This is a genomic window from Flavobacterium sp. A45, assembly GCF_002001005.1.
GTDB lineage: Bacteria > Bacteroidota > Bacteroidia > Flavobacteriales > Flavobacteriaceae > Flavobacterium.
The window spans coordinates 91,748-116,695 of record NZ_MUNX01000099.1 but is presented as its reverse complement, the minus strand read 5'-3'; the positions used below and the strand labels follow the sequence as shown (position 1 = coordinate 116,695).

Annotated in this window: 22 protein-coding genes; 11 read left to right on the top strand and 11 right to left on the bottom strand. The window is 34.2% G+C overall.

Annotation, left to right across the window (positions count from 1 at the left end):
• The coding region (locus tag B0E44_RS18835; protein WP_371594758.1) for a hypothetical protein at positions 1-273 on the top strand (273 nt) is incomplete at its 5' end.
• 860 nt (positions 274-1,133) lie between these two features.
• Here B0E44_RS18835 and guaB read toward each other — a convergent pair.
• Positions 1,134-2,606, bottom strand: coding sequence for an IMP dehydrogenase (gene guaB / locus B0E44_RS12725; RefSeq protein WP_077375690.1), 1,473 nt, complete (start codon positions 2,604-2,606; stop codon positions 1,134-1,136).
• A 138-nt stretch (positions 2,607-2,744) separates the two neighbouring features.
• Here guaB and B0E44_RS12720 point away from each other — a divergent pair, with 138 nt between their 5' ends.
• The gene (locus B0E44_RS12720; RefSeq protein ID WP_077375687.1) at positions 2,745-5,303 is read left to right on the top strand and encodes a cation-translocating P-type ATPase; all 2,559 of its coding nucleotides are present in this window, start codon (positions 2,745-2,747) and stop codon (positions 5,301-5,303) included.
• Between the two features lie 7 nt (positions 5,304-5,310).
• Here B0E44_RS12720 and B0E44_RS12715 read toward each other — a convergent pair whose 3' ends face one another.
• From B0E44_RS12715 to B0E44_RS12690, 5 genes are all read right to left on the bottom strand, one after another.
• A complete protein-coding gene (locus B0E44_RS12715; protein ID WP_077375683.1) occupies positions 5,311-6,714 on the bottom strand; it encodes a DUF5723 family protein in 1,404 nt (467 codons plus the stop codon).
• The gene (locus tag B0E44_RS12710) at positions 6,711-7,262 is read right to left on the bottom strand and encodes a hypothetical protein (RefSeq protein ID WP_077375680.1); all 552 of its coding nucleotides are present in this window, start codon (positions 7,260-7,262) and stop codon (positions 6,711-6,713) included. The genes B0E44_RS12715 and B0E44_RS12710 overlap by 4 nt, the downstream gene beginning before the upstream one ends.
• A 114-nt stretch (positions 7,263-7,376) precedes the next feature.
• Positions 7,377-8,240, bottom strand: a complete 864-nt coding sequence (locus B0E44_RS12705) for a hydroxymethylglutaryl-CoA lyase (RefSeq protein ID WP_077375677.1) — start codon at positions 8,238-8,240, stop codon at positions 7,377-7,379.
• A gap of 57 nt (positions 8,241-8,297) precedes the next feature.
• Positions 8,298-9,317 carry a quinone-dependent dihydroorotate dehydrogenase gene (locus tag B0E44_RS12700; RefSeq protein ID WP_077375674.1) on the bottom strand — a complete coding sequence of 340 codons (1,020 nt, stop codon included), beginning with the start codon at positions 9,315-9,317 and terminating at the stop codon, positions 8,298-8,300.
• A gap of 192 nt (positions 9,318-9,509) precedes the next feature.
• On the bottom strand, positions 9,510-10,049 hold the full coding sequence (locus tag B0E44_RS12690; RefSeq protein WP_077375668.1) for a nuclear transport factor 2 family protein: 540 nt from the start codon (positions 10,047-10,049) through the stop codon (positions 9,510-9,512).
• A gap of 323 nt (positions 10,050-10,372) precedes the next feature.
• On the opposite strand from B0E44_RS12690, the gene B0E44_RS12685 reads away from it, so the two are divergent.
• The 6 genes from B0E44_RS12685 to B0E44_RS12660 all read left to right on the top strand — a co-directional run bounded on the left by B0E44_RS12685 (position 10,373) and on the right by B0E44_RS12660 (position 15,339).
• On the top strand, positions 10,373-11,206 hold the full coding sequence (locus B0E44_RS12685) for a glycosyl hydrolase (protein WP_077375665.1): 834 nt from the start codon (positions 10,373-10,375) through the stop codon (positions 11,204-11,206).
• The gene (locus tag B0E44_RS12680) at positions 11,203-11,856 is read left to right on the top strand and encodes a carbohydrate-binding protein (RefSeq protein ID WP_077375662.1); all 654 of its coding nucleotides are present in this window, start codon (positions 11,203-11,205) and stop codon (positions 11,854-11,856) included. Before B0E44_RS12685 ends, B0E44_RS12680 begins: the two co-directional genes overlap by 4 nt.
• 226 nt (positions 11,857-12,082) lie before the next feature.
• Positions 12,083-12,691, top strand: a complete 609-nt coding sequence (locus B0E44_RS12675) for a YkgJ family cysteine cluster protein (RefSeq protein ID WP_077375659.1) — start codon at positions 12,083-12,085, stop codon at positions 12,689-12,691.
• Positions 12,692-12,776: 85 nt separating this feature from the next.
• Positions 12,777-13,670, top strand: coding sequence for a dienelactone hydrolase family protein (locus B0E44_RS12670; RefSeq protein WP_077375656.1), 894 nt, complete (start codon positions 12,777-12,779; stop codon positions 13,668-13,670).
• 2 nt (positions 13,671-13,672) lie between these two features.
• Positions 13,673-14,113, top strand: a complete 441-nt coding sequence (locus tag B0E44_RS12665; RefSeq protein ID WP_077375653.1) for an SRPBCC domain-containing protein — start codon at positions 13,673-13,675, stop codon at positions 14,111-14,113.
• Positions 14,114-14,241: 128 nt separating this feature from the next.
• Positions 14,242-15,339, top strand: coding sequence for a nuclease-related domain-containing protein (locus B0E44_RS12660; RefSeq protein WP_077375650.1), 1,098 nt, complete (start codon positions 14,242-14,244; stop codon positions 15,337-15,339).
• A gap of 106 nt (positions 15,340-15,445) precedes the next feature.
• Here the strand turns inward: B0E44_RS12660 and carB are convergent, their stop codons facing one another.
• Complete coding sequence (carB, locus tag B0E44_RS12655; protein WP_077375647.1) at positions 15,446-18,301, bottom strand: carbamoyl-phosphate synthase large subunit; 2,856 nt, start codon at positions 18,299-18,301, stop codon at positions 15,446-15,448.
• Between the two features lie 155 nt (positions 18,302-18,456).
• The gene (rpmH, locus tag B0E44_RS12650; RefSeq protein ID WP_008464848.1) at positions 18,457-18,618 is read right to left on the bottom strand and encodes a 50S ribosomal protein L34; all 162 of its coding nucleotides are present in this window, start codon (positions 18,616-18,618) and stop codon (positions 18,457-18,459) included.
• 166 nt (positions 18,619-18,784) lie between these two features.
• On the opposite strand from rpmH, the gene B0E44_RS12645 reads away from it, so the two are divergent.
• Together B0E44_RS12645 and B0E44_RS12640 are read left to right on the top strand one after the other, a co-directional pair.
• Entirely contained in the window at positions 18,785-19,300 is a 516-nt protein-coding gene (locus B0E44_RS12645; protein ID WP_077375644.1) for a hypothetical protein, read from the top strand.
• 299 nt (positions 19,301-19,599) lie between these two features.
• Positions 19,600-20,295, top strand: coding sequence for a thioredoxin family protein (locus B0E44_RS12640; RefSeq protein WP_124019327.1), 696 nt, complete (start codon positions 19,600-19,602; stop codon positions 20,293-20,295).
• Positions 20,296-20,333: 38 nt separating this feature from the next.
• On the opposite strand, the gene B0E44_RS12635 is transcribed toward B0E44_RS12640, so the two are convergent.
• Positions 20,334-21,008: an alpha/beta hydrolase gene (locus tag B0E44_RS12635; RefSeq protein ID WP_077375638.1), complete on the bottom strand. Its 675-nt coding sequence runs from the start codon at positions 21,006-21,008 to the stop codon at positions 20,334-20,336.
• Between the two features lie 366 nt (positions 21,009-21,374).
• Here B0E44_RS12635 and B0E44_RS12630 point away from each other — a divergent pair, with 366 nt between their 5' ends.
• Positions 21,375-21,677 carry a GNAT family N-acetyltransferase gene (locus tag B0E44_RS12630; RefSeq protein ID WP_077375635.1) on the top strand — a complete coding sequence of 101 codons (303 nt, stop codon included), beginning with the start codon at positions 21,375-21,377 and terminating at the stop codon, positions 21,675-21,677.
• A 76-nt stretch (positions 21,678-21,753) separates the two neighbouring features.
• Here the strand turns inward: B0E44_RS12630 and B0E44_RS12625 are convergent, their stop codons facing one another.
• Positions 21,754-23,388: an ABC-F family ATP-binding cassette domain-containing protein gene (locus tag B0E44_RS12625; protein ID WP_077375632.1), complete on the bottom strand. Its 1,635-nt coding sequence runs from the start codon at positions 23,386-23,388 to the stop codon at positions 21,754-21,756.
• A 223-nt stretch (positions 23,389-23,611) separates the two neighbouring features.
• Positions 23,612-24,787: a GlmU family protein gene (locus tag B0E44_RS12620; RefSeq protein ID WP_077375629.1), complete on the bottom strand. Its 1,176-nt coding sequence runs from the start codon at positions 24,785-24,787 to the stop codon at positions 23,612-23,614.
• Between the last annotated feature and the right edge of the window lie 161 nt (positions 24,788-24,948).

Genomic DNA, 24,948 nt, shown 5'->3' with positions numbered 1-24,948 from the left:
GATAATGTTGAAAGATTTCTACTTTGGCTAGAAGCTTATCTTGTACTCTATTATAACAACTACCTAAATCAATACAACCGAAGAAATAGGATTTATGAAATAGATCCAGAAAGCAGAAAAAATAAATTATTGATAAACTCATTTATTAATCAACAAAAAAACAATGAGTTTTTAGATATTTTTGAACACATTGACAGACGTGGAAATTCTGGAAATTTAGATTTTGAACATTTTCTTAAACGAATCGATTTAATCGAATCTATAGTAGAATAAAAGCCGTCTGCTAACACACGCTACAAGCAATTTGGGTTTTAGGCTGAATTTAAAGATGGTTTGTATTTTGGACAATTTGTGTTTAACCGAAAAATATCGCCTCTTTATTCCCCCAACCTCCCACGCTACGCAAAGTCTCCCGACTTTGCGTTTTTTAAAAAGCTCTTAAAAACAAAAAAATGTCAAAAGTCTCCCGACTTTTTCCGTGAATATTTTTAAAACTGTTTGCATTTCAAGAATTACAAAAAACTACAAAGTAACAAAACTGTTATTTTGTAGTTTTTCTCCCGCTACGCAAAGTCTCCCGACTTTGCGTTTTTTAAAAAGCTCTTAAAAACAAAAAAATGTCAAAAGTCTCCCGACTTTTTCCGTGAATATTTTTAGAACTGTTTGATTTCAAAACTACAAAGTAACAAAACTGTTATTTTGTAATTTTCGTTTTTTGTTTAATGTGGAAGTGCTTCGATGTACAAGTAAAGTTTTGAATTTATAAGATGTTTACGAAAAAAGTCGGGAGACTTTTATTAGATTTAAGACTTTTAAGTAACATTCAAAAAAAAGCACAAAGTCGGGAGACTTTGCGGAGCGGACTCTGCTATGTCGAAAGCTACCAGGACATGACTTTGCTCAAATCTTTTGGTTAACTGATTAAATTTGATAAAGCTTTGCCAAAGTTTTGAACTTTGGCAAAGCTGATAAACAAACAGACAAAAAAGCTGCTATTTTTTTTGTTTATAAGAAGCAGGAAAACAGGCGAAGCAAATCTTTCTGCTCCAAAACAAACATTCAAACTCCATTAAAACAAAAAAGGTGCAAGAACTGAATCTTACACCTTTTGTCTTTTAGACTTTCGTCTTATTTTATCTCGAATAATTCGGAGCTTCTTTTGTGATGGTCACATTATGTGGGTGACTTTCGTTGATACCGCTGGCAGTAATACGAACAAAACGACCTGTTTCCTGCAAAGTAGCAATGTCTTTTGAACCGCAATATCCCATACCAGCACGAAGACCACCAATGAATTGTTGCATACTTTCGTTCAACTCCCCTTTGTAAGGTACACGTCCAACGATTCCTTCTGGAACAAGTTTCTTAACATCGTCTTCCACGTCTTGGAAATAACGGTCTTTTGAACCTTCTTGCATGGCTTCAACAGAACCCATTCCTCTATATGATTTGAATTTTCTTCCTTCAAAAATAATGGTCTCACCTGGAGATTCCATAGTACCAGCCAATAATGAACCTAGCATTACGCAATCTGCACCAGCGGCAATCGCTTTTGGAATATCTCCTGTGTAACGAATTCCACCATCGGCAATTACGGGAACTCCTGTTCCTTTTATAGCAGCTGCAACTTCAAGCACTGCAGAAAATTGAGGAAAACCAACACCTGCAACGATTCTGGTTGTACAAATAGAACCAGGTCCTATTCCAACTTTTACACCATCGGCACCATTTTCAACCAAATACAAAGCTGCTTCTGGAGTGGCAATATTACCAACGATTACATCAAGATTTGGGAATTTAGCTTTCACCGCTTTTAATACATCAACCACACCTTTTGTATGTCCGTGAGCTGTATCAATAATTACGGCATCAACTCCTGCGTTTACCAAAGCAGTTGCTCTTTCAACAGCATCGGCAGTAACACCCAAAGCGGCTGCTACTCTCAAACGACCAAATTTATCTTTATTGGCATTTGGTTTTTGAGTCAGTTTGGTAATATCTCTAAAAGTGATTAAACCAACTAGCTCATTTTTATCATTTACTACAGGTAATTTTTCGATTTTATGACCTTGTAAAACTACCTCAGCTTGTTCTAGCGAAGTTCCTTCGGCAACAGTTACCAGATTTTGGCTTGTCATAACCTCAACAATAGGTCTTGAACCGTTTTTTTCAAAACGTAAATCTCTATTGGTAACAATTCCTTTCAATATTTTATTCTCATCAACAATTGGAATACCACCAATACCATATTCTCTCATGGCACTTTTAGCATCGGCAACTGTAGCGGTCATTAATAAAGTAACAGGATCGATAATCATCCCAGACTCTGCACGTTTTACTTTACGTACTTTGGCTGCTTGTTGCTCGATTGTCATGTTTTTATGCAAAACACCTATTCCTCCTTCTTGAGCCATAGCTATAGCCATAGAACTTTCGGTTACGGTATCCATAGCTGCGGATACAATAGGAACATTTAGTGTAATATTTCTTGAAAATTTGGATTGGATACTCACTTCGCGCGGAAGAACATTTGAGTAATTGGGAACTAATAATACATCATCGTAGGTTAAACCCTCGCCGACAATCTTAGAGATATGTGCTTTCATGTTGCAATTTGTAGTTGAATTGCGTGCAAATATAGACAATCTTAAGCTAAAAAACACTTAAGTCCCCCGTTTTATTTTTAAATTGCATGGTAAAAATAAGTTAAAGTCTTATTTTATTTATAACCACACCTCGCAATTATGTCAGCAACAAACGGCTCTATTTCAGGATTAAACAAAGTTGAAATTGAACAATCCAGAATCAAAAATGGCTTAAATTCCATAGAACACCAAAAGAAAAACAACTTACTTTCTTCCATAATAGAAATGGTCAAAGAACCAATGTTTTTATTACTGCTAACTGCTACCAGTATTTATTTTATCACTGCCGATTTTGGTAACGGGATTTTTATGACAGTAGCAATTTTACTGGTTTCCACCATTTCACTTTATCAGGAATCCAAGAGCAGGAATGCCATTGAAGCCCTGCATAAATTAACGCAACCCAAAAGCAAAGTAATCCGAGATGGTGAGCTTATAGAAATACCCTCCGAAGAAATTGTTCTGGGTGATTATATCCAATGTGAAGAAGGTACCTTTATTCCTGCCGATGGTATTATCATTCAGTCGAACGATTTTTCGGCAAACGAATCGATAATCACAGGAGAATCATTCGCCGTTTTTAAAAGTGAAAAAGGTGAAAACAATCAAGTTTTTCAGGGAACAATTGTCGCCTCAGGTTTAGCTATTTGCAAAGTAATAGCAATAGGAAGCCAAACAGAATTGGGTAAAATCGGAAAAAGCCTGGATGATATTACCGAAGAGAAAACACCTTTGCAAATTCAGATTGGAAATTTTGTCACCAAAATGTCTCTTATTGGCTTGGGGGTATTCCTTATTGTTTGGGGAATCAACTACTACAATTCAAAAATTATTTTGGACAGTTTATTAAAAGCATTAACCTTGGCGATGAGTATTATTCCCGAAGAAATTCCAGTTGCATTTGCCACATTCATGGCTTTAGGCGCGTGGCGATTGATGAAAAGCGGAATCATTGTCAAACAAACCAAAACAGTGGAAACATTGGGAAGTGCCACCGTAATTTGCACAGACAAGACTGGAACTATCACCGAAAACAAAATGAGCCTGGCACAATGGTATTTATTGGAAGAGGACAGATTTAATGGCAATTTCAATGACAATAGCAATGGCAATAACAATTTCAATAAAAATGAAAACAACAGTTTATCCGCAAAAGACGAGGACTTATTAAGCCTTTCCATGTGGGCCAGCGAACCAATCCCATTTGATGCAATGGAAATTGCTTTACACGATGCTTACGCAAAAATAGGAATCAAAGATGAGCGCCCCAATTACAGAATGGTTCACGAATATCCTTTAAGCGGAAAACCGCCAATGATGACCCATCTTTTTGAAAACACAAACGGAGACCGAATCATAGCCGCCAAAGGAGCTCCCGAAGCCCTAATCGCTTGTTCTTCATTATCCGAAAATCAAACCAATCAAATTCTAGATGCAGTCCGATCTATGTCCGAAAAAGGGTATCGAGTTTTGGGAGTTGGCGTAACCCATTTTACGGGAACTGATTATCCAAAAACACAACAGGAATTTTTATTTGATTTCAAAGGGCTTGTTGCCTTTTATGACCCGCCAAAAGCCAATATAAAAGAAGTTTTCGAAACTTTTTACAAAGCCGGAATTCAAGTAAAAATCGTCACGGGAGACAACGCCTTGACGACAGCAACCATTGCCAATCAAATTGGATTTAGAAACTCTGCAAAAATCTTAAACGGAGACGAACTCATGACGATGGACGATGCTACTTTGAAAGTGAAAGTTATGGAAACCAATATTTTTACAAGAATGTTTCCTGAGGCTAAATTAAAAATCATAAAAGCTTTAAAAGACAACAACCAAATTGTTGCGATGACAGGTGATGGTGTCAATGATGGACCTGCATTAAAATCGGCTCATATCGGCATTGCGATGGGAAAAAAAGGAACCGAGATAGCCAAACAAGCAGCGAATTTAATTTTGATTGATGACGATTTTTCCAAAATGACAGAAGCCATAGCGATGGGGCGAAAAATTTATATTAACCTAAAAAAAGCCATTCAGTACATTATATCGATCCACATTCCTATTATTATGATTGTGTTTATTCCGCTAGTTTTAGGATGGGTGTATCCCAATATTTTTTCACCTGTTCATATTATTTTCCTAGAAATTATTATGGGGCCAACCTGCTCCATAATCTACGAAAATGAGCCTATGGAACCCAACCTGATGAAACAAAAGCCGCGTCCTTTTACCAATACTTTTTTCAATCTAAAAGAAATTACAATTAGCATTATTCAAGGACTTGTAATTACGCTTGGACTTCTATTCATTTACCAATACAGCACAAAAAATGGATTCTCAGAAGATCTCACCCGAACTATGGTTTTCCTCACATTAATTTCAGCTAATATTTTTCTGACACTTGCCAATCGGTCTTTTTATTATTCGGTCTTGACCACTTTAAAATACAAAAACAATTTGGTTATACTTATTATTGGAACAACACTGTTGATAACTGGTTCGCTATTAATCATACCAGCATTCAGAACATTTTTCCAGTTTGAAAGCATTACGCTTTTACAAATTGGTTTTAGTGTTTTAATTGGATTCGTTTCTGTAGTTTGGATTGAAATTTTTAAATTTTTCAGAAGAAGAAAAAAAGTAAAATCTATTGACTGATTCCATGTTATTTACTGCTTCCACCCGAAATTATATTAACTCCTATTTGAAAAGTAAGGGCATTTGCCTTAGAAACATCACTATAGGCTAGAAGATTATTGGCCATTGCGTAAAAATTGACCACGCCAATCTTGGTTGTCAATCCCAAACCTATGTTTGAATAGGAATAGGAATCAATGGTGTAAGTAGCTTTCATCTGCAATCCTTGAAGAAGCCTCCTTCTGTAATATGCGGTTAAGGCTAACATCGGAGCTCTGGGAGTTGACATTGCAAAAAATTGCGCCCCAACTGCGCTTCGATACCAAGAATCTTCATCCGTTGAACAATTACATTCTGTTTGCCTTTCTTCCTCAAATGAATATTGAAACGAAGAATAAAATTTCAAAGGTCGTTGTGTGGTGTACTTATTATAGATAGTATCCAAAGGAATCGCATCGTTAAAATCCTCATAGGCATCATCTACCGTCCCGTCTTCATTAAAATTGGTAAGAACTCCCTTGAAAACATAATCCCCTTTAAACGTATAATCGACAACGTCTTTCGTATGGCTTACAAATCCAATATCCACTAAACTAGCTGTGATTTGAATATTTTTTTCGGGATAATAAGTAAGCCCTAAATCCATTCCTAAGCCTAAATTCCCCCCAAAAAAGGCTTTTTGGGGAATATCATTCCTTAAATCAGTTGCTACATCTCCTTCATAATTTTCATCCAAATACTTTGCTGCGCCTGAAGTGTTGAGTTGCAAATTGGATTTTATGACTTGATCATAAATTAAGTTAGAACCTTGTGAAGTATAAAAATATCCTGAATTTTGCGTTGAAGTCGCATTGAAAATACTGGAATAAATTTTTCCACGAATTCCAAGTATAAGCTTCTCATTAAGCTGCTTATTAAAACCTACATGGAAGACAGAGAGCACTTCAGCTTTTGCGCTCAAATCACCCAAGTCAAAAGACTTGCCTATGTAATCTTTATTACCGTACAAAGACAAAATCGCCAGATCTTTTGGAACATAAATAAACGAGTCAAATTCTTGATACATTCCAAAAGAAACATAAGACTTACTTTCTTCACCACCTACTCTAAAACCGGCAGTAAATATTTCCAATTGTTGATTGGCAGTGATGTAATCGTTTCTGCTGGTTGAGGCTAAAACATTTTTTACTTTGGTTGTAAAATCCACTCCATCATCAGCAAATAAATTATAAGCGTCAAATCCTGTTGAACCTACATTTGCCGATATTCCAGATAACAATGGCACACCAAAAAACCATTTGTATTTTACATCGGCACCAGGATTAAGCAATAAGCTTTGAGGTTGAGGCGTGAAATTATATAAAACTTCTTTGTTTTGGGAAAAACTACAAAAAGAAATTGACAGACATAAAAGGATTATTATTCTTCTCATTTTACGTCAAAATAAGCGGTTATACTTGAACTCATTTCTATTCTACCTGGACTACTAGCTGTTAATGGCGGCCCTGGAAGTATCGTAATTGAAAAAACCATTTTAGTTGTACTCTTCAAAATGGCTACATCTGCAGAAGTAAACAACACCGTTTTTTCTTCTAAAATTTCAGTACCATTGTATGCTCCAACAGGTATATTTATAATTTTTACAGGGGCATTATTTACATCTAAAAAAGTAATATTATAATTGTAGGCTCTTGCAATGGTATTTTTAATTCTAAAATACAATTCCGCTTTTATCAAATCCTCTTCGACAAAAGAAGTGTTCAAAAAATCAACATTGGCAATATAAGGATAGACATTTAGTCCTGCTCCCGCAGCTTCAAAATCTGGAGCCTTTGCTTCATAATAAGCAAGATTTGTAGTAACTACAGGCTGCGCAGTAAAATCTTCGACTTGATTAAAATCGAGATCACTACTACATGAAAAAGTACATAATACCAATGTAGTAATTAGAATAATTCTATTGTAAATTCTATGTTTCATATTATTGTCACATTAATTATAATCTAACTTTTTATCAGCCAACTAAACATAATTAAAGTAACAACAAAAAATTGAAATTATTTAAATTTACTACTTTTTATTGCAGAAGTATTTTCAATGAAATTCCCCAAATATTTTTGAAGCCTCATTATAAGCACTTTCAAAACTCATTGGACTGCAATTGGTGTTTTCTTTTTGAACCGTAAAATAAGAGAGTAATTTCTCCGTAGGCATGTTACCTGTTAGATTATCCGTTGCCATCGGACAGCCTCCAAAACCTTGAATTGCACCATCAAAACGGCGACAGCCTCCCTTATAAGCTGCATCAATTTTTTCCAGCCATTTATCGGGTGTTGTATGAAGATGGGCTCCAAATTCAATTTGAGGATATTGGGGAATCAAATTAGAGTACAAATAATCAATTACGTCAGGTGTAGAGCTTCCCACAGTGTCGGAAAGGGATAAAATTTTCACTCCCATTCCTGCCAATTTTTCAGTCCATTGTGCCACAATTTCGACACTCCAAGGATCTCCATAAGGATTTCCAAAACCCATAGAAAGATAGGCTACTGTTTCTTTATTGGTCTTATCGGCAAGATTTAAAATCTCATCCAATGTCACTAAAGATTCCGCAATTGTTTTATGTGTATTTCGCATTTGAAAATTCTCGGAAATCGAAAAGGGAAAACCTAAATATTGAATAGCGTTATGTTCAGAGGCAAGAGTTGCTCCTTGTGAATTAGCAACAATTGCCAATAGTTTACTTGTTGTTTTGGATAAATCAAGTTGAGCTAAAACTTCGGCAGTATCTTGCATTTGAGGTATGGCTTTCGCCGAAACAAAACTCCCAAAATCAATGGTATCAAAACCTACACGCAATAAAGATTGTAAATAAGCTACCTTTCTTTCGGTAGGAATAAAAACTTTTATGCCTTGCATCGCGTCTCGTGGACACTCAATAATTTTTATTGCCTTCATAACGTTCAAATATATAAAAAGGTTTTGAGTTACAAAGAAAGAAAAATCGTTATCCTACTATTTTTTTGACAAAATTGCTTTGTTTATTTTCTTCACCAATGCCGGGCCTTCATAGATAAAGCCTGTATATAATTGGATTAAACTGGCGCCAGCCTCTAATTTCTCTAAGGCATCGGCTGCAGAATGTATTCCTCCTACTCCAATAATTGGAAATGCTTTATTGCTTTTTTGGGACAGAAAACGAATCACTTCGGTAGAGCGTGAGGTCAATGGCTTTCCGGATAATCCGCCAGTTTCCGTTTGATTGCAGGATTTCAATCCACTTCGGGAAATTGTAGTATTGGTTGCGATTACACCTGCAATCTTAGTTTCTTCGACAATATCAATAATATCAAGCAATTGCTCATCGGTAAGATCTGGAGCAATTTTCAGCAATACTGGTTTTTGCTTTGGCTTCGCCAAATTCTTATTCTGCAAAGTTTGAAGTAATTGAGTAAGCGGTTCTTTTTCCTGTAATGCTCGGAGATTAGGCGTATTAGGAGAACTCACATTGACTACAAAATAATCCACATAATCGTATAAGGCGTCAAAACAAATTTCATAATCTGAAGTAGCATCTTCGTTTAAAGTCACTTTATTTTTTCCGATATTTCCTCCGATAAGAACACCGTTATTTTCTTTTAACCGTTCAACCGCTTCCAGAACACCACCATTATTAAAACCCATTCTATTAATAATTGCCGAATCTTCGACCAAACGGAAAATTCTTTTTTTATCATTTCCGGGTTGTCCTTTTGGAGTAAGTGTCCCTATTTCGATAAATCCGAAACCAAAATTAGACAGTTCCTTATACAAAACTGCATTTTTATCAAAACCTGCAGCTAAACCTACTGGATTTTTAAACTTTAAACCAAAAACTTCGGTTTCTAATCTTTTGTCATTTACTTGATATAAAAATCTAAAAAGTGAAGGAAATCCTGGAATTTTTGAAACTATTCTAATTAACGAAAAAGTAAAGTGATGCACTTTTTCAGGGTCAAAACAAAAAAGAATAGGACGTATAAAAATCTTGTACATAGTTCAAATATTGATTGCCACAAAAGTAAAGAAATGTTTTTAGTTTTAAGGTATAGAAAACCGTATAAAGCCTCCCTTTTGTTAAATTACCCAACAAAATTTTCATCAAACCAAACTCCTTTTCATAAAAAAAAATAAAAAACGACACATAAGCATCGCTTTTTATTTTCACCAACCAATTAACAATTAAATTTACTTTGGCAAAGCAGCATTTATAGCCGCTTTATCTACATATTGTATAACCCGATCCACTTTATCATTCGAATTAAAATGATAATCGGTATGAATCCACTGAGTCATTTCTTTGCCGTTTCTATACTTTGCTGTTGTTTTGTGCCAAGCAAGCAACCAAACTCCTTTAGCCTCGACGCTTTGCGGTTTATTCACCATAATAGGTAAAAACACAGCATCGCTGAATTTTATGGTTTCGATTACATTGGCTCTTCTTTGCTTCCAATAAGAAGCTATTGCGGGTTTTCCAACCAAACTATCTCCGCTATTCCATACATAAACTGCGCTATCGGCATAGATTTCCATCCAACTGTCCATATCGCCTTTTTCCATATCAGCAAGCGTTTTCTTGCCTATTTCTATATACTTAGAATCGGCAAATTCAGCAGGCTTAACAACTGTATCGTCAGTTGCAACTGTCATATCCATTTCTTTGGATTCTTCTTTTTTACAGCTTATAATTAGGAAAAAACAACAAACGATCAATACGGTTTTTTTCATAGCTTAAATATTTAAAAAGAGTTAAAATATCTTAGATTAAGCTATCTCTAGAAAGGGTGTGTAAATTTAATTAAAAAACCAATAAGTTTACATAAATTTTAAAAATAAATTACCTGATTATCAAATTTTTACATTTAAATTTTAACACTAATCGAAAATATCATTTTTCACAATAAAAACAGGTATTTATGTCTTTTTTATAAAATAATCAAATTGGATCAGATAAACTTTGATGTGTTTTTGATGGGATTTTTCAAATCCAAAATGAAGCAGTGTTAAACTATATTTGGAACTCATAGTTTGAATCAAATAAAACCCATTTTATGCTAAAAATAATAACCTTCATCATATTGTGGATTAGCTCACTTTTTTACGCATCACTTTTTGCACAAGTAAGCCCCAAAAGAGGAGTTGCTTATGGAAAACACACCGTCGAAGATTTGAATATTTTAAAACCTGGAATTTCATGGTGGTACAATTGGTCACCTGAACCCGAATGGGCCGTAAATTCAAGTTACGAAAGTCTGGGAGTAGAATTTGTGCCGATGGCTTGGGGAAAAGTAAACAATCCAGATGCTTTTATTGCAACCGTAAAACCAGGAGCTAAATATTTAATGGCCTTCAATGAGCCCAACTTTAATGACGGTTCACGGTTAACTCCTCAAGAAGCCGTAGACGCTTGGCCAAATATTGAAAAAATTGCTGCCGCAAAAGGTCTGGAAATTGTAAGTGCCTCTCCTGCCTATAATGGCCCTTCCAATTATGGTGGATATCAAAGTCCCATTGCCTGGCATGACGAATTCTTCCGCCTTTGTCCAACCTGCAAAGTAGATTATATTGCTTTTCATACCTATGATGATACAGCTGGATCAGTAATTGGAGTTACTGAAGGATTAAAAAAATACAACATCCCAATTTGGGTAACCGAATTTGCCAATAGAGTAATACAATCTGCGACTGATAAAACCAATTTCATGAAACAAATTGTAACTGCTTTTGAAAATGATCCCGACATTTATCGTTATTCTTGGTTCACCTGCAGAGTTTCCGCAAACTGGACCGATATGCTCGAAGGACAGTTACTTGGCGCCAATAGTGGCGAAATTCGAACGATAGGAACTGCCTATCTTAACGTCCCTTATAACGCAAAAAAATGAATGTGCCAGGCAGAATTATAGCCAACAAACATTACCGTCGAAAAGGAACAGGTCTGCAAAACACCTCCGACGGAGGAACAACCCAAAATGTATGTTTTACAGATGCTGGAGATTGGGGAGAATATATGATAAACGTTTCCAAAAACAGTTCGTACCAAATGACTTTTCGAGTAGCCTCCTTAGTTCAAGGGAAATTTGACATCAGTGTGAATGGTATCATTGTAAAAACCGACGAAACTTTTGAACCCACTGGAGCATTACAAACCTACACTGACAAAGTAGTTACAGGAATCAACTTACCACAAGGAGAAAATTACATCCGGATTCTCTATAAATCGCAGTTTAACTTTAATTATATTGATGCAGTTGACGAAAATAATCTTGGAATTAATGACGGAAATTTAGAAAACAATGCGAATGTTTTTTATCCAAATCCTTTCACAAACGAAGCCACATTCCAAATTAAAAACACAACCACCCAACCACTTTTTTTTAAGATCATTGACATGAAAGGTACGGTTTGTTTTTCCAGCAATAATTTTCATACCAATCAAAAAATAACAATTGGTAATTATTTGGCAAGTGGGATTTACACCGTTATTGCTATTTATGGAGATGCACAGAAAACATTCAAAGTGATTAAGAATTAAAAAACAATTCATCACAATTCGGGCATGACCACAAGGGTCAGGCTGTCCATTATATCTTTTCTTTTCCTAAAAAAAGGAAAAGAAAAGGATGCCATTTCCATCCTTCATGCAAACCCATTTCCAAAACAGTATTTTTCTTTCAAAAATAAAATAATCCTATAAAACAGTAAGTAAAACCAGATTATCCTCTTAACGGTATTTAATAGTGTACATTAGCCAAAAAACAATGTCTATAGAACATAAAGTTCAATTGGTTGAAGAATTATTTGACCTTCTAGAGAATGAAATAACTAATTTCAAATCAGAAACAAATTTACATTGTCTTACAGGTTGTGGTCAGTGCTGTTCAAAACCAAACATAGACGCTTCGCCTTTAGAATTTTTCCCATGGGCCTTTTACTTATTTTTGAACGGAAAAGCCGAAGCTGTTTTAGAAGAACTAAATACAAAAACGAATACTTTTTGTCATTTATACCAATCACTTTCAACTACAGACAACAAAAATGGCCGATGTACTGACTATAAATACCGTGGATTAATCTGCAGACTTTTTGGCTATGCCGCCAGTAGCGATAAATATGGCGAGCTACGATTAAACACATGTAAAATCATAAAAGAGAATCAACAGGAAAACTACAACAATACCAAAGTAGCTATTAACAAAGGATTGTATGTTCCTGTTTTCTCGGACTATTATATGCGGTTAACGCAAATTGACCAGAGACTTGGGATAACTTTACTTCCCATCAATGAAGCCTTAAAAATGGCTATTGAAGAAGTTTTGCATTATTACGCTTATAGACCTTTTCCAGGCGGACTTGAAAACATTGCTTAGAATTAAAAATTCACTTGTACGCAATAATCAATATTGCAAAAACAATCGCTTTTTTTCCTAAATTAGTTGAATCAAATAAAAACCAATGAAAAAACTAACCAAGGAAGATATCAGTCAGGAAGTTTTTGACCTGTACGATGACTACGCACACAACAAAATAGAGAGAAGACAATTTATCGAAAAACTGTCCTTATTTGCAATAGGAAGCTTGACTGTCCCATCGCTTCTTAGTTTTATGACTCCTAATTATGTGGATTCTATCACTATCAAACCCGATGACCCAAGAATAAAATCAGAATACATAACCTATCAATCCCCTAAAGGCGGTGGAGCAATCAAAGGGCTTTTGTCACAGCCAACGAAAACCAAAAAAAAATTTCCTGGAATCATTGTCGTTCATGAAAATCGCGGACTGAATCCCTATATTGAAGATGTGGGAAGAAGAGCGGCTACAGAAGGATTTATTACTTTAGCACCAGATGCGTTATCTCCACTAGGAGGCTATCCCGGAAATGATGATGCGGGTAGGGAACTTCAAAAAAAACGTACCCGAGAGGAAATGCTCGAAGACTTTATAGCTGCCTACGAATACCTGAAATCCCATAATGACTGTAATGGCTATGTAGGTGTCGTAGGATTTTGTTTTGGAGGCTGGATTGCCAATATGATGGCGGTTAAAATTCCAACTTTATCTGCGGCGGTACCTTATTACGGAGGACAACCCTCTGCAGTAGAAGCCGAAAACATAACAACACCAATTATGCTGCATTATGCTGCATTAGATACCCGTGTCAATGAAGGCTGGCCAGCTTTTGAAGCCATACTCAAAAAGAACAAAGTCGAACATACCGCTTATTTCTATCCAGGAGTGAACCACGGTTTTCATAACAATACAACTCCTAGGTATGATGAAGCTGCTGCTACTTTATCTTGGACACGAACCTTTGATTTTTTTAAGGAAAAACTAAAAAAGAAATAATTATGAACCTTATAGCAAAAGCAACGATACAGATTCAGAAACCGATTGAAGAAGTTTTTGAAGGAATTGTTAATCCTGAAAAAATGACAAACTATTTCATTTCGGAAAGTAGCGGACGAATGGAAACTGGAAAAGAATTGATTTGGAAATTTCCCGAATTCCCAGTCGAAGTTCCCATAAAAAACATCCAGATTGAAATCAATCATTCGATTTCATATGTTTGGGATCCGAAAACCGTCGTGAAAATCATATTGGAAGAACAACCCGACAAAAGCACCGTTATAAAAGTAACCGAAGACGGAAAAACATACAACGAAGCCAACCTGAAATGGGCTATAGGAAACACCGAAGGTTGGGCAAATTTTCTCGCTTGTATGAAAGCTTATCTCGAATACGGAATACAACTTCGCAAAGGAGCATTTGATTTTATGCGCGAAAATTGAAAATAAAATTAAGTGAAGCAAACAAACTACTGCACATTAACTTAACATAATGCTTAAAAAGAGTTTAGCTTACATAAATTAATGTAATGAAGGCACTACATCTAAATTACAACTAATCAGATAGAGATATGTGTATAGTTTTTAATACAATTGGCTGTCTAAATGATATCCAAAAACAATTAGATAACCACAATATTGATGAATTTTCTTCGGTAGACGAATTAATTAATTTTCAGAAAACTTGTCATTTTACTCAAGAACAAATCATTTTAGAACATACACAGCAAATTGAAAAAGAGAAAATTATTCTTTATAAAGAAATAACTGAATTAAAAGACAACATTTCAACAAGAAAACGAGAGCTCCAAGAGTATTATAAAGAACGTCTTCTATATTTAGACCGACAAATCGAAAACTTACCAATACCCGATTCCAAAGCCATTCCAATTTTAAAAGATTACTATTTAAACCTAATTATTTGGCTGAATATATGGTTTACCCAAATTAAGCATTTCTTAAAAATTTTCTTCATATCACAACAATCGAATAAATTTCTTTCTAAAAAAAATAACCGTTTAAATTATATAACGACAAACTTCACTGAGGCAGTAAATCAAAACAGTTCAGCCCAATTACAAATATTACAGCAAAAAATAACAATAATTAATGAGATCAACAATTCAATTTATGGAGCTATCGGGGAGCAAAAAGTTGTAAATATTTTGAAGAACTTATCTGATGATTATATACTGATAAATGATTTCATTTGTTCATTTCAAACTCCAATATATAATCGAAAAGAAAATGATTATATAAAATCTATTCAAATTGACCATCTTCTAGTCTCTCCTTCCGGTATATTTATAATTGAAACAAAAAACTGGAGCGAACATACAATTAACAATCTAAATCTGCATTCTCCTGTTCAACAAGTAAAAAGGACAAATTTTGCATTGTTCAAAATTTTAGCTGATGAAATAAAGAACTTAAACTTAAGGAAACATAATTGGGGGGATAGAAAAATTCCGATAAGAAATCTTATTGTTTTTATTAACAACAAACCCATTGAAGAGTTTCAATTTGTAAAGATTTTATCTTTAACACAGCTATTATCACATATTGAGTACTTTAAACCAAGTTTTTCTTTTAATGAAACCCAAATGATTGCAGACTTTTTATTCAAGATTTCAGATAAAAGGAAACAATCTAATTTAATTATCCAATAGTTGCTATTACAAGTAAATTTATGCAAAGTAGCAACCCCACAAAAATCCAATAAAAAACAAAAAAGCTCCATAATTGGAGCTTTTTTTATATCAAAATTTGAGATTATTACTTACTCAAATACATTTTTCTTCTAGAGTACAATTCGTAGAATTGGTCGTCTTTCAAGTCATCAATAAACAAGATGCTTTCTCCTGTTGATTTCATCTCTGGTCCTAATGCTTTGTTCACATTTTGGAACTTACTGAAAGAGAAAACAGGTTGTTTGATGGCATATCCTTTTAATTGCGGATTGAAATCAAAATCAGTTACTTTATTGTGTCCTAACATTACTTTTGTAGCATAGTTCACATAAGGTTCTCCATAAGCTTTTGCAATAAATGGAACCGTACGAGACGCTCTAGGATTTGCCTCAATAATATAAACCGTATCGTCTTTTATTGCAAACTGAATATTGATCAAACCTACCGTTTTTAAAGCTTTGGCAATTTTATGCGTGTGATCTTTTATCTGTTGCATTACAAATTCACCCAAGTTGAAAGGTGGTAAAGTAGCATTACTGTCCCCAGAGTGTACTCCACAAGGCTCAATATGCTCCATTATACCTATAATATAAACATTACCATCAGCATCACAAATCGCATCCGCTTCGGCTTCGATAGCTCCAGCCAAATAATGGTCTAAAAGCAATTTATTTCCAGGAATTGTTTTCAATAAATTGATTACATGCTCCTCTAATTCTTGTTTGTTGATTACAATTTTCATTCCTTGACCTCCTAAAACATAAGAAGGACGAATCAATAAAGGGAAGTCTAAAGTATCTGCTAATGCCGAAGCCTCGTCTGCAGTTTCTGCAATTCCAAATTGCGGGAAAGGAATTTTTAATTCTGTCAACAATTCAGAGAAACGTCCTCTGTCTTCTGCTAAATCGAGAGCATCAAAACTAGTTCCGATGATTTTTACTCCGTATTTAGACAATTTTTCAGCCAATTTCAAAGCCGTTTGACCTCCTAATTGTACGATTACGCCTTCCGGTTTTTCGTGTTGAATAATGTCATAAATATGTTCCCAGAATACAGGCTCAAAATACAATTTATCGGCTGTATCAAAATCAGTCGAAACCGTTTCAGGATTACAGTTAATCATGATGGTTTCATAACCACATTCTTTGGCTGCCAAAACTCCATGCACACATGAATAATCAAACTCGATTCCTTGTCCAATTCGGTTTGGTCCAGACCCTAGTACTATAATTTTCTTTTTATCAGTTACAATACTTTCATTGTCCACATAACGTTCTCCGTTTGCTTTCTCAATTTCAGCCTCAAAAGTAGAGTAATAATAAGGTGTTTTTGCTTTAAATTCTGCCGCACAAGTATCAACTAGTTTAAAAACACGGTTGATATCCATTGTCATACGCAAAGCATGAACTTCACTTTCCATACAATTTATCATGTGAGCAATTTGTCTGTCGGCAAATCCTTTTTGTTTTGCTTCAAGTAAGAGTTCTTTAGGTAAATTAGAAATCTTATAGTTTGAAATTTCTTTCTCTAATGTATAAAGCTCTTCGTATTGTTTCAAGAACCACATATCAATTTTTGTGATTTCGTGAATACGACTCAATGGAATTCCCATTGCGATTGCATCATAAATTACAAAAACACGATCCCAACTTGCAAAAGTCAGTTTCTCGATAATTTGCTCGTAGTTTGTATATCCTTTTCCGTCGGCACCTAAACCATTCCTTTTTATTTCCAATGATTGAGTCGCTTTATGCAAAGCTTCTTGGAACGAACGTCCAATCCCCATTACCTCACCTACCGATTTCATTTGAAGTCCCAAAGTTCTGTCAGCTCCTTCAAATTTATCAAAGTTCCAACGTGGTATTTTTACGATTACATAATCCAAAGTCGGCTCGAATAAAGCTGAAGTTGATTTTGTAATTTGATTTTGTAATTCGTCAAGGTTGTATCCTAAAGCCAGTTTAGAAGCAATTTTTGCAATTGGGTAACCTGTCGCTTTTGAAGCCAAAGCTGATGAACGAGACACACGAGGATTGATTTCGATAGCCACGATATCTTCTTTTTCATCTGGAGAAACAGCAAACTGAACGTTACATCCTCCCGCAAAATTTCCGATACTTCTCATCATTAAGATGGCGTAATCACGTAATTTTTGGAATGTTGTATCCGACAAAGTCATTGCTGGTGCAACAGTAATCGAATCTCCAGTATGAATTCCCATTGGATCCATATTTTCGATAGAACAGATAATCACAACATTATCGTTCTTATCTCTCAACAACTCCAATTCATATTCTTTCCAACCTATCAAAGCTTTGTCAATCAAAACTTCATGAATTGGAGACATTTCCAATCCGTAGGTTAGTTTTTCGTCAAATTCTTCTTTCGTATGTACAAAAGCAGCTCCAGTTCCTCCAAGTGTAAACGAAGGACGAATTACTAATGGAAATCCAAATTCCTGTGCAATTTCTTTTCCTTCTAAGAAAGAAGTAGCCGTTTTTGCAGGTGCAGTAGGAACATTTATTTTTTGAAGCAATTGTTTAAATTGCTCTCTGTCTTCGGTAATATTAATGGCATTAACATCAACACCAATCATTCTTACTCCAAAATCTTGCCAAATTCCTTTTTCGTCTGCTTCCAAACATAAATTCAAAGCCGTTTGTCCTCCCATGGTTGGAAGTACGGCATCAATCTGAGGATGTGCTTTAAGAATCTCAATAATAGACTTAGTCGTTAACGGTTTCAAATAAACATGATCCGCCATAGAAGGATCCGTCATAATTGTCGCAGGATTCGAATTGATTAAGATTACTTCAATCCCTTCTTCACGTATAGAACGTGCTGATTGTGAACCTGCATAATCAAATTCACATGCTTGACCAATAACTATCGGACCTGAACCTATTATTAAAACTGATTTTATAGATGTATCTTTTGGCATTTTATTATGTATTGTAGTTGTTGTTGTTTTTTATCACTTAAAATTTGAAATTTGTTAGAAAAACTCGAATTTCAAACTTAATACAGCAGTACCGCTTGGGTATAAAAAAAGGCGATACTAAAAAAAGTAACGCCTTATAGATGTTTATTCAAACATTATTTTTTGTGTCTTGGTTCAGAAGAAACAGTCAATTTATGTCTTCCTTTAGCTCTTCTACGCGCTAGAACTTTTCTTCCATTAGCAGAAGCCATTCTATCCATAAATCCGTGTTTATTTCTTCTTTTTCTTTTCGATGGTTGAAACGTTCTTTTGCTCATTGCTTTGTATGTTTAAAAATCTTAATTAAGTATCTATTTATTTTTGAATAACCGTTATTCTAAAACCGAGTGCAAATATACAAAGACTTTTTTTTCTGGCAAGCAGTTTTTAAAAAATATTTTTAAATCCTTTTACTATCTTTGCAACCTTAAATCTTTATACATTATGTTTCACAAAAATATTAAATTTATTATCGCTGGACTTCTTATAGTCGCTGGTATTTATCTGATTACTGACAACTACACAGGTAACGGAATCTTCCTTATTTTATTATCCGCAATCCCAATTTTTTTATATTTCAAAAACGAGTTTATCCTGCTTGCCTTCTTAAAACTAAGAAAACAAGACTTTGAAGGTGCAAAAAAATGGTTAGCATACATCAAAAATCCCGAAACAGCTTTGGTTAGAAAACAACAAGGATACTTCAATTATTTGCATGGAATTATGCTTTCGCAAACAAACATTAACCAAGCAGAAAAATATTTCAAAAAAGCAATTGAGCTAGGATTATCAATGGATATGGACTTGGCAGTTGCAAAATTGAACTTAGCTGGTGTTGCAATGACCCGCAGAAGAAAATTGGAAGCAACCTCTTTATTAAACGAAGCAAAAAAATTAGACAAGCAAAACATGCTTAAAGAACAAATTGCCATGATGAAAGAACAGATGAAAAAAATATAAACACTAAGTTTAAAATACTTTTTTATCATATTACAAAAAGTCATTCTAGTTTAGGATGACTTTTTTTTGCCTAATAATTTTTACTAAAAATAAAATTACTACAATAAATGAGTGTATAAAAAACACAACATAAAATTTTAGCCCACTTATTTTATCATTTTAAAAAAAATATTCTAGTTTTAGGATGACTTTATTTACGCCATAAGTATTACATCGGATTAATATGCTATTCAACGTTATTTTTACATTATTAAATACAAACCAAATACTTTAGCTAATCGTTTTATAATTAATGATTTATGCGTAGATTTTTACTTACACTAATTTTATCATTATCCTTCACGGCATCTTATTGCCAAGATACAATTATGTACCTAACTGATGCCATAAAAGAAAACATTAATCCTTATAAAAGAGCAAGCAATATAGCTTACGAAAAAAGAAATATTGAAGAAGGTAAAAACCTTTTTGATTCCTTAGTAAAAACCAAACTCATCGGAACAAAATTTGATGATTTCAGCTTGAAAGTTTACAAAGAAAAAAACGTAAAAATTAACCGAATCTCCAAACCTATTTTCATTATCACCTATGCTTCATGGCTTGTTATCCCAAAGGGGGAGATTCCCGCTTTGAACATACTAGCCAAAGAACATCGCGATGACATGCAGATTATAGTAGTGTTTTGGGATAAAAAAAATGATTTAAAAAATATCGCTTACAAGTTTAGTGACAACATTAAGGTATGCTACGCTAATGAATATTACGCCAAGGACTCCCATATTGTCGCAACCATCAAGCATACTTTAGGCTTTCCAACCTCGATTTTTGTTGATGAAAATAAAAATGTCGTAAACATCAAGCATTTTGAAAGTAAAACAAAAATAAAGACTCCAATTAAAGAAGCCATAATTACCAGCTACAATTACTTCAGCAAAGACATTAATGAAAATCTCATGAAATCATTATCCAGCAAAAAAAGCTTTACCACTAATTAATTGCTTTTCCAACATGGCTTACTGTAGTTAGGTTATAATTATTTGCCATCATAATATTGATCTAGAATAATTTTAGGCAAATTTTCATTCAACCATTTGCATTTCATCAAAATCATCACGTGAGTACCTCCTTTGACAATTAAGCAATTAGAAATGTTTTTAATTGGAAAAACGTCGTCTGCATCTCCGTGAATATGTATAACATTTTGATCCGCAACCGTTCTATCCCACAAAACAACTTGCTCAATTGCCCAATCCAAATATCGTTTATCTCGCACCGAAAGAAATTTTTCATACAACTTAAGTCTTTCATTTACTTTTTTTCCAAAAGAAAATTTAGCCAGACTTTCTATATTTTGAACTAAACTTATTGGTATTAGTTTATAAGCTTTCGTACTTTTGGCTACCATCATTCTTTTAGGGAACTCCAAATTACTTTTTACGCTGGAAATAATTATAACTTTACGCACCTCAATAAAACGTACCATTTCCTGAACCAAAATACCTCCAAAAGAAACTCCTATCAAAACCGGATTTTCATGTTTAATCTTTTCTGTCATCCGTCTGGCATAATCTTGCAAAGATTCTTTTTCCAATGGAATTTCCCATTCCAAAAAAAACATTTCAAATTCTAACTCAGGAAGCTTTATCCTTTCAAAAATAGAAACGCTAGCCGCCAAACCTGGCATAAAATAAACTGGAATTTTATTCATAACTAATTAAATATTAACTGCACAATTATTATAATACACCGTTTTAAAATTAATTATTTTATTCCCATTTACAGCCTACTTGAACATCTATTTCAAATTTAAAACAAGATCTAAAAACAATTCACAGTCACTAATCCAAGCTTTTTGAAAATTCAGTTTTGCAAGTTAATCCAAAAAACATTTGTATCTGATTATCAAATCATTACCTTTGCACATTATGTAGCAAATTCGACACTTTCAAATTATTTCAACAATAATTTAAAAGCACCTTTTAAAAGATAAAACTTATTAAAGAATAATTTTAACACCTTATACACTACTTAAAACACAAAACAGCTCATCATTTGCATCAATACAACCAAAAAAATGGAAACTATCATAAAATTAGAGATTAAAGACAATGCTTTTGCTCGACAATTTGAAACAAAAGTTGAAACTGGAATTGTTTCTGTTGAATATTCTTTTCAGGAGAAAAAAATATTTTTGACCAAAATAAACACTCCTGAGGGCTATAATGACGAGGAGCTCCTTTCTAATTTCCTAAAGAACATCATGGAAACTGCTATTGAAAAAAAATTAAAAGTAGTTCCTATTCTTCCTAAAATTGTTACTTTCTTTAAAAAAAATCCAATCTACAAAGAATTGCTTCCACCTGGAATACGCATATAAAAACATTCATTTAAAACAAAAAAAAGCAGGAGTTTAATTTCTCCTACTTTTTTCGTTTTAATAAGAAATTTAAAATTTACTTTTCAATTTCTTTCATACTATCCATTTTCTTGTGAGCCAAGAAACCGGTAATATCTTCAAAATGTTCTACAACACGTTTGTTACCAAATTCGAAAACTTTTGTAGCCAATCCGTCAAGGAAATCACGATCGTGAGAAACTAAAATTAAAGTCCCGTCAAAATCACGCAAAGCATCCTTGATAATATCTTTGGTTTTCATATCCAAGTGATTTGAAGGCTCATCCAGAATTAACAAATTCACTGGCTCCAACAATAATTTAATCATTGCCAAACGTGTTTTTTCACCTCCAGAAAGCACTTTAACTTTCTTAGTAATATCATCTCCATGAAACATGAAAGCTCCAAGGATATTTTTTATTTGCGTTCTTACATCACCAACCGCAATATCGTCTATGGTTTCAAAAATAGTTGCATTTTCATCCAATAAGGCCGCTTGATTTTGAGCAAAATACCCAATTTGAGAATTATGCCCAATTTCTACCGAACCGCTGTCAGGAGCAAATTCCTTCATGATAGCCTTGATCATTGTTGACTTTCCTTCTCCATTTTTCCCAACAAAAGCTACTTTTTGCCCTCTCTCAATAACAATATTAGCATCTTTGAAAACCACGTGATCTCCATAGGATTTAGACATATCTTTTACAATAACAGGATATTGTCCAGAACGAGCTGCAGGAGGAAATTTTAATTTCAATGCCGAAGTATCTACTTCATCAACCTGAACAATAACTAATTTTTCAAGCATTTTAACTCGAGACTGAACCGCATCAGTTTTAGAAAATGTCCCTTTGAATCGATCAATAAAAGCTCGGTTATCTGCAATCATTTTTTGTTGCTCATCATACGCTTTTTGCTGATGCAGACGACGGTCTTTTCTCAACTCTAAATAATGAGTATACTTTGCTTTGTAATCATAAATACGTCCCATTGTCACTTCAATAGTTCGATTTGTAATATTATCTACAAAAGCTCTATCGTGCGAAATAACCACAACCGCTTTAGCCGAATTGATCAAGAAATCTTCTAACCATTGAATACTTTCAATATCCATGTGATTGGTAGGCTCATCCAGCAAAATTAAATCGGGTTTTTGTAAAAGTATTTTAGCCAATTCGATTCGCATTCTCCAACCTCCGGAAAACTCTGAAGTTTGGCGTGTAAAATCTTCACGAACAAAACCAAGACCCATTAAAATTTTCTCTACTTCAGCTTCATAATTTACCTCCTCAATGGCATAATATTTTTCGCTTAAATCAGAAACTCTTTCGATCAATTTCATATACGCATCACTTTCATAATCGGTACGAATAGTCAATTGCTCATTAATTTCATCTATTTCGGATTTCATACTGAAGATTTCACCAAAAGCTTTAGATGCTTCTTCCATTACCGTAGCGCCATCGGTGGTCAATAAATGCTGTGGTAAATAAGCAACAACAGCTTCTTTTGGCACAGAAACATTTCCAGTAGAAGGTTTGCCTTGTCCTGCAATAATCTTTAATAGCGTTGATTTACCAGCGCCATTTTTACCCATAAGGGCAATTTTATCATTTTCATTTATTGCAAAAGAAACATCACTAAAAAGTGTGGTACCTCCAAATTGAACCGAAATATCGTTAATTGTAATCATTTAGATTTTTAGATTATTAGACTACTTAGATTATTAGATCCCCTAGCCGTTATTTTTTGAAGGTGCAAAGATAGATTAATTAAATAATTGGACAACACAATTAGATTCATAGACTTCTTAGATTTTTATTAAAACTAAAAATTCGATAATTTGCATAGTAGTTTATACAAATTATCGAATCCATAAAAAATTCTAGAAGTCTAAAATTTTAACTATCCCAGAGCTATTCTTTTCTCCATTTTTTTGACTCCTCAAAAATATGCTCCAAAATAGCCGCTTCTTTCTCATCAAACTCTATATTTCTGCGGCTCATAACTAATCTTGCCGTTTCAAAAGCTTTCTTGGTCACATAAGTGGCAAATCCTGCTGCTCCTCCCCAAGAGAAACTTGGAACAAAGTTGCGTGGAAAACCACTTCCAAAAATATTGGCACTCACTCCTACCACCGTTCCTGTATTGAACATGGTATTGATTCCGCATTTACTATGATCCCCCATCATTAATCCACAAAATTGAAGACCTGTTTTGGCAAAACCTTCGGTTTCATAGCTCCACAATTTTACTTCTTCATAATTATTTTTCAAATTAGAATTATTACTGTCGGCACCAATATTACACCATTCCCCCAAGACCGAATCTCCAAGAAATCCATCATGTCCTTTATTAGAATATGCAAAAAGCACTGAGTTTTTAACCTCACCACCAATTCTGGAATAAGGACCAACGGTTGTTGCACCATAAACTTTAGCTCCCATTTTTACCTGCGCATTTTCGCATAAAGCAAATGGTCCGCGAATGATAGACCCTTCCATTATTTCAGAATCTTTACCTATATATATAGGCCCACTTGAAGCATTCAGGGTAACAAACTCCAATTTGGCTCCTTCTTCAATAAAAATATTTTCAGGTGCAATTACATTTACACTTTTTGGTATCGGCTGTGATTTTCTGTCTTCTGTCAAAAACTCAAAATCTTCACGAATTGCAATATCATTTTTGGAAAAAATATCCCACGTATTCTCAATAGTGATACAATCATCATTGTATTCCAGAATCTCATAAGTATCAAAATCTACTGATTCCTGTTCGTCATTTGTATAAAAAGCAATAACATCATCCCCTTTAAAAATAGCTTGGTTAGCTCTAAGATTACTAACCATTTCCGCCAAAACAGTATTTGGCAAAAAAGAAGCATTAATCATTACATTTTCCTCCAACTCTACCATTGGAAATTTCTCTGATAAATATTCCTCAGTTACTGTTGTCGTGGTAGACCCCAAATATGCTTCCCATTTTTGGCGAATTGTCATAATACCAACAAGAATATCGGCAACAGGACGTGTAAAAGTAAAGGGCAACAAAGCATTTCGAGCGGGACCGTCAAAAAGTATGTAGTTCATAAATTAAATTGTAAATTGTTAAAATGTGATTTGGTTATCACCGCAAAGTTACAACTATTTTTAAATGTTTAGAGGAGTAAGGAATCCCATACGAAAAGAATACGAGACAAATTTCCATAAAAAAAGCCCCGCAAAATGCGAGGCTTTAGTGTATTTGAAAA

Bases quoted from the DNA above. Each gene is read 5' to 3' on its own strand.
- B0E44_RS12715 (WP_077375683.1), bottom strand. From the start codon at position 6,714: ATGAGAAGAATAATAATCCTTTTATGTCTGTCAATTTCTTTTTGTAGT.
- B0E44_RS12675 (WP_077375659.1), top strand. From the start codon at position 12,083: ATGTCTATAGAACATAAAGTTCAATTGGTTGAAGAATTATTTGACCTT.
- B0E44_RS12665 (WP_077375653.1), top strand. From the start codon at position 13,673: ATGAACCTTATAGCAAAAGCAACGATACAGATTCAGAAACCGATTGAA.
- B0E44_RS12645 (WP_077375644.1), top strand. From the start codon at position 18,785: ATGTTTCACAAAAATATTAAATTTATTATCGCTGGACTTCTTATAGTC.
- B0E44_RS12690 (WP_077375668.1), bottom strand. From the start codon at position 10,049: ATGAAAAAAACCGTATTGATCGTTTGTTGTTTTTTCCTAATTATAAGC.
- B0E44_RS12630 (WP_077375635.1), top strand. From the start codon at position 21,375: ATGGAAACTATCATAAAATTAGAGATTAAAGACAATGCTTTTGCTCGA.
- B0E44_RS12720 (WP_077375687.1), top strand. From the start codon at position 2,745: ATGTCAGCAACAAACGGCTCTATTTCAGGATTAAACAAAGTTGAAATT.
- guaB (WP_077375690.1), bottom strand. From the start codon at position 2,606: ATGAAAGCACATATCTCTAAGATTGTCGGCGAGGGTTTAACCTACGAT.
- B0E44_RS12635 (WP_077375638.1), bottom strand. From the start codon at position 21,008: ATGAATAAAATTCCAGTTTATTTTATGCCAGGTTTGGCGGCTAGCGTT.
- carB (WP_077375647.1), bottom strand. From the start codon at position 18,301: ATGCCAAAAGATACATCTATAAAATCAGTTTTAATAATAGGTTCAGGT.
- B0E44_RS12705 (WP_077375677.1), bottom strand. From the start codon at position 8,240: ATGAAGGCAATAAAAATTATTGAGTGTCCACGAGACGCGATGCAAGGC.
- B0E44_RS12685 (WP_077375665.1), top strand. From the start codon at position 10,373: ATGCTAAAAATAATAACCTTCATCATATTGTGGATTAGCTCACTTTTT.
- B0E44_RS12660 (WP_077375650.1), top strand. From the start codon at position 14,242: ATGTGTATAGTTTTTAATACAATTGGCTGTCTAAATGATATCCAAAAA.
- rpmH (WP_008464848.1), bottom strand. From the start codon at position 18,618: ATGAGCAAAAGAACGTTTCAACCATCGAAAAGAAAAAGAAGAAATAAA.
- B0E44_RS12620 (WP_077375629.1), bottom strand. From the start codon at position 24,787: ATGAACTACATACTTTTTGACGGTCCCGCTCGAAATGCTTTGTTGCCC.
- B0E44_RS12625 (WP_077375632.1), bottom strand. From the start codon at position 23,388: ATGATTACAATTAACGATATTTCGGTTCAATTTGGAGGTACCACACTT.
- B0E44_RS12640 (WP_124019327.1), top strand. From the start codon at position 19,600: ATGCGTAGATTTTTACTTACACTAATTTTATCATTATCCTTCACGGCA.
- B0E44_RS12680 (WP_077375662.1), top strand. From the start codon at position 11,203: ATGAATGTGCCAGGCAGAATTATAGCCAACAAACATTACCGTCGAAAA.
- B0E44_RS12700 (WP_077375674.1), bottom strand. From the start codon at position 9,317: ATGTACAAGATTTTTATACGTCCTATTCTTTTTTGTTTTGACCCTGAA.
- B0E44_RS12710 (WP_077375680.1), bottom strand. From the start codon at position 7,262: ATGAAACATAGAATTTACAATAGAATTATTCTAATTACTACATTGGTA.
- B0E44_RS12670 (WP_077375656.1), top strand. From the start codon at position 12,777: ATGAAAAAACTAACCAAGGAAGATATCAGTCAGGAAGTTTTTGACCTG.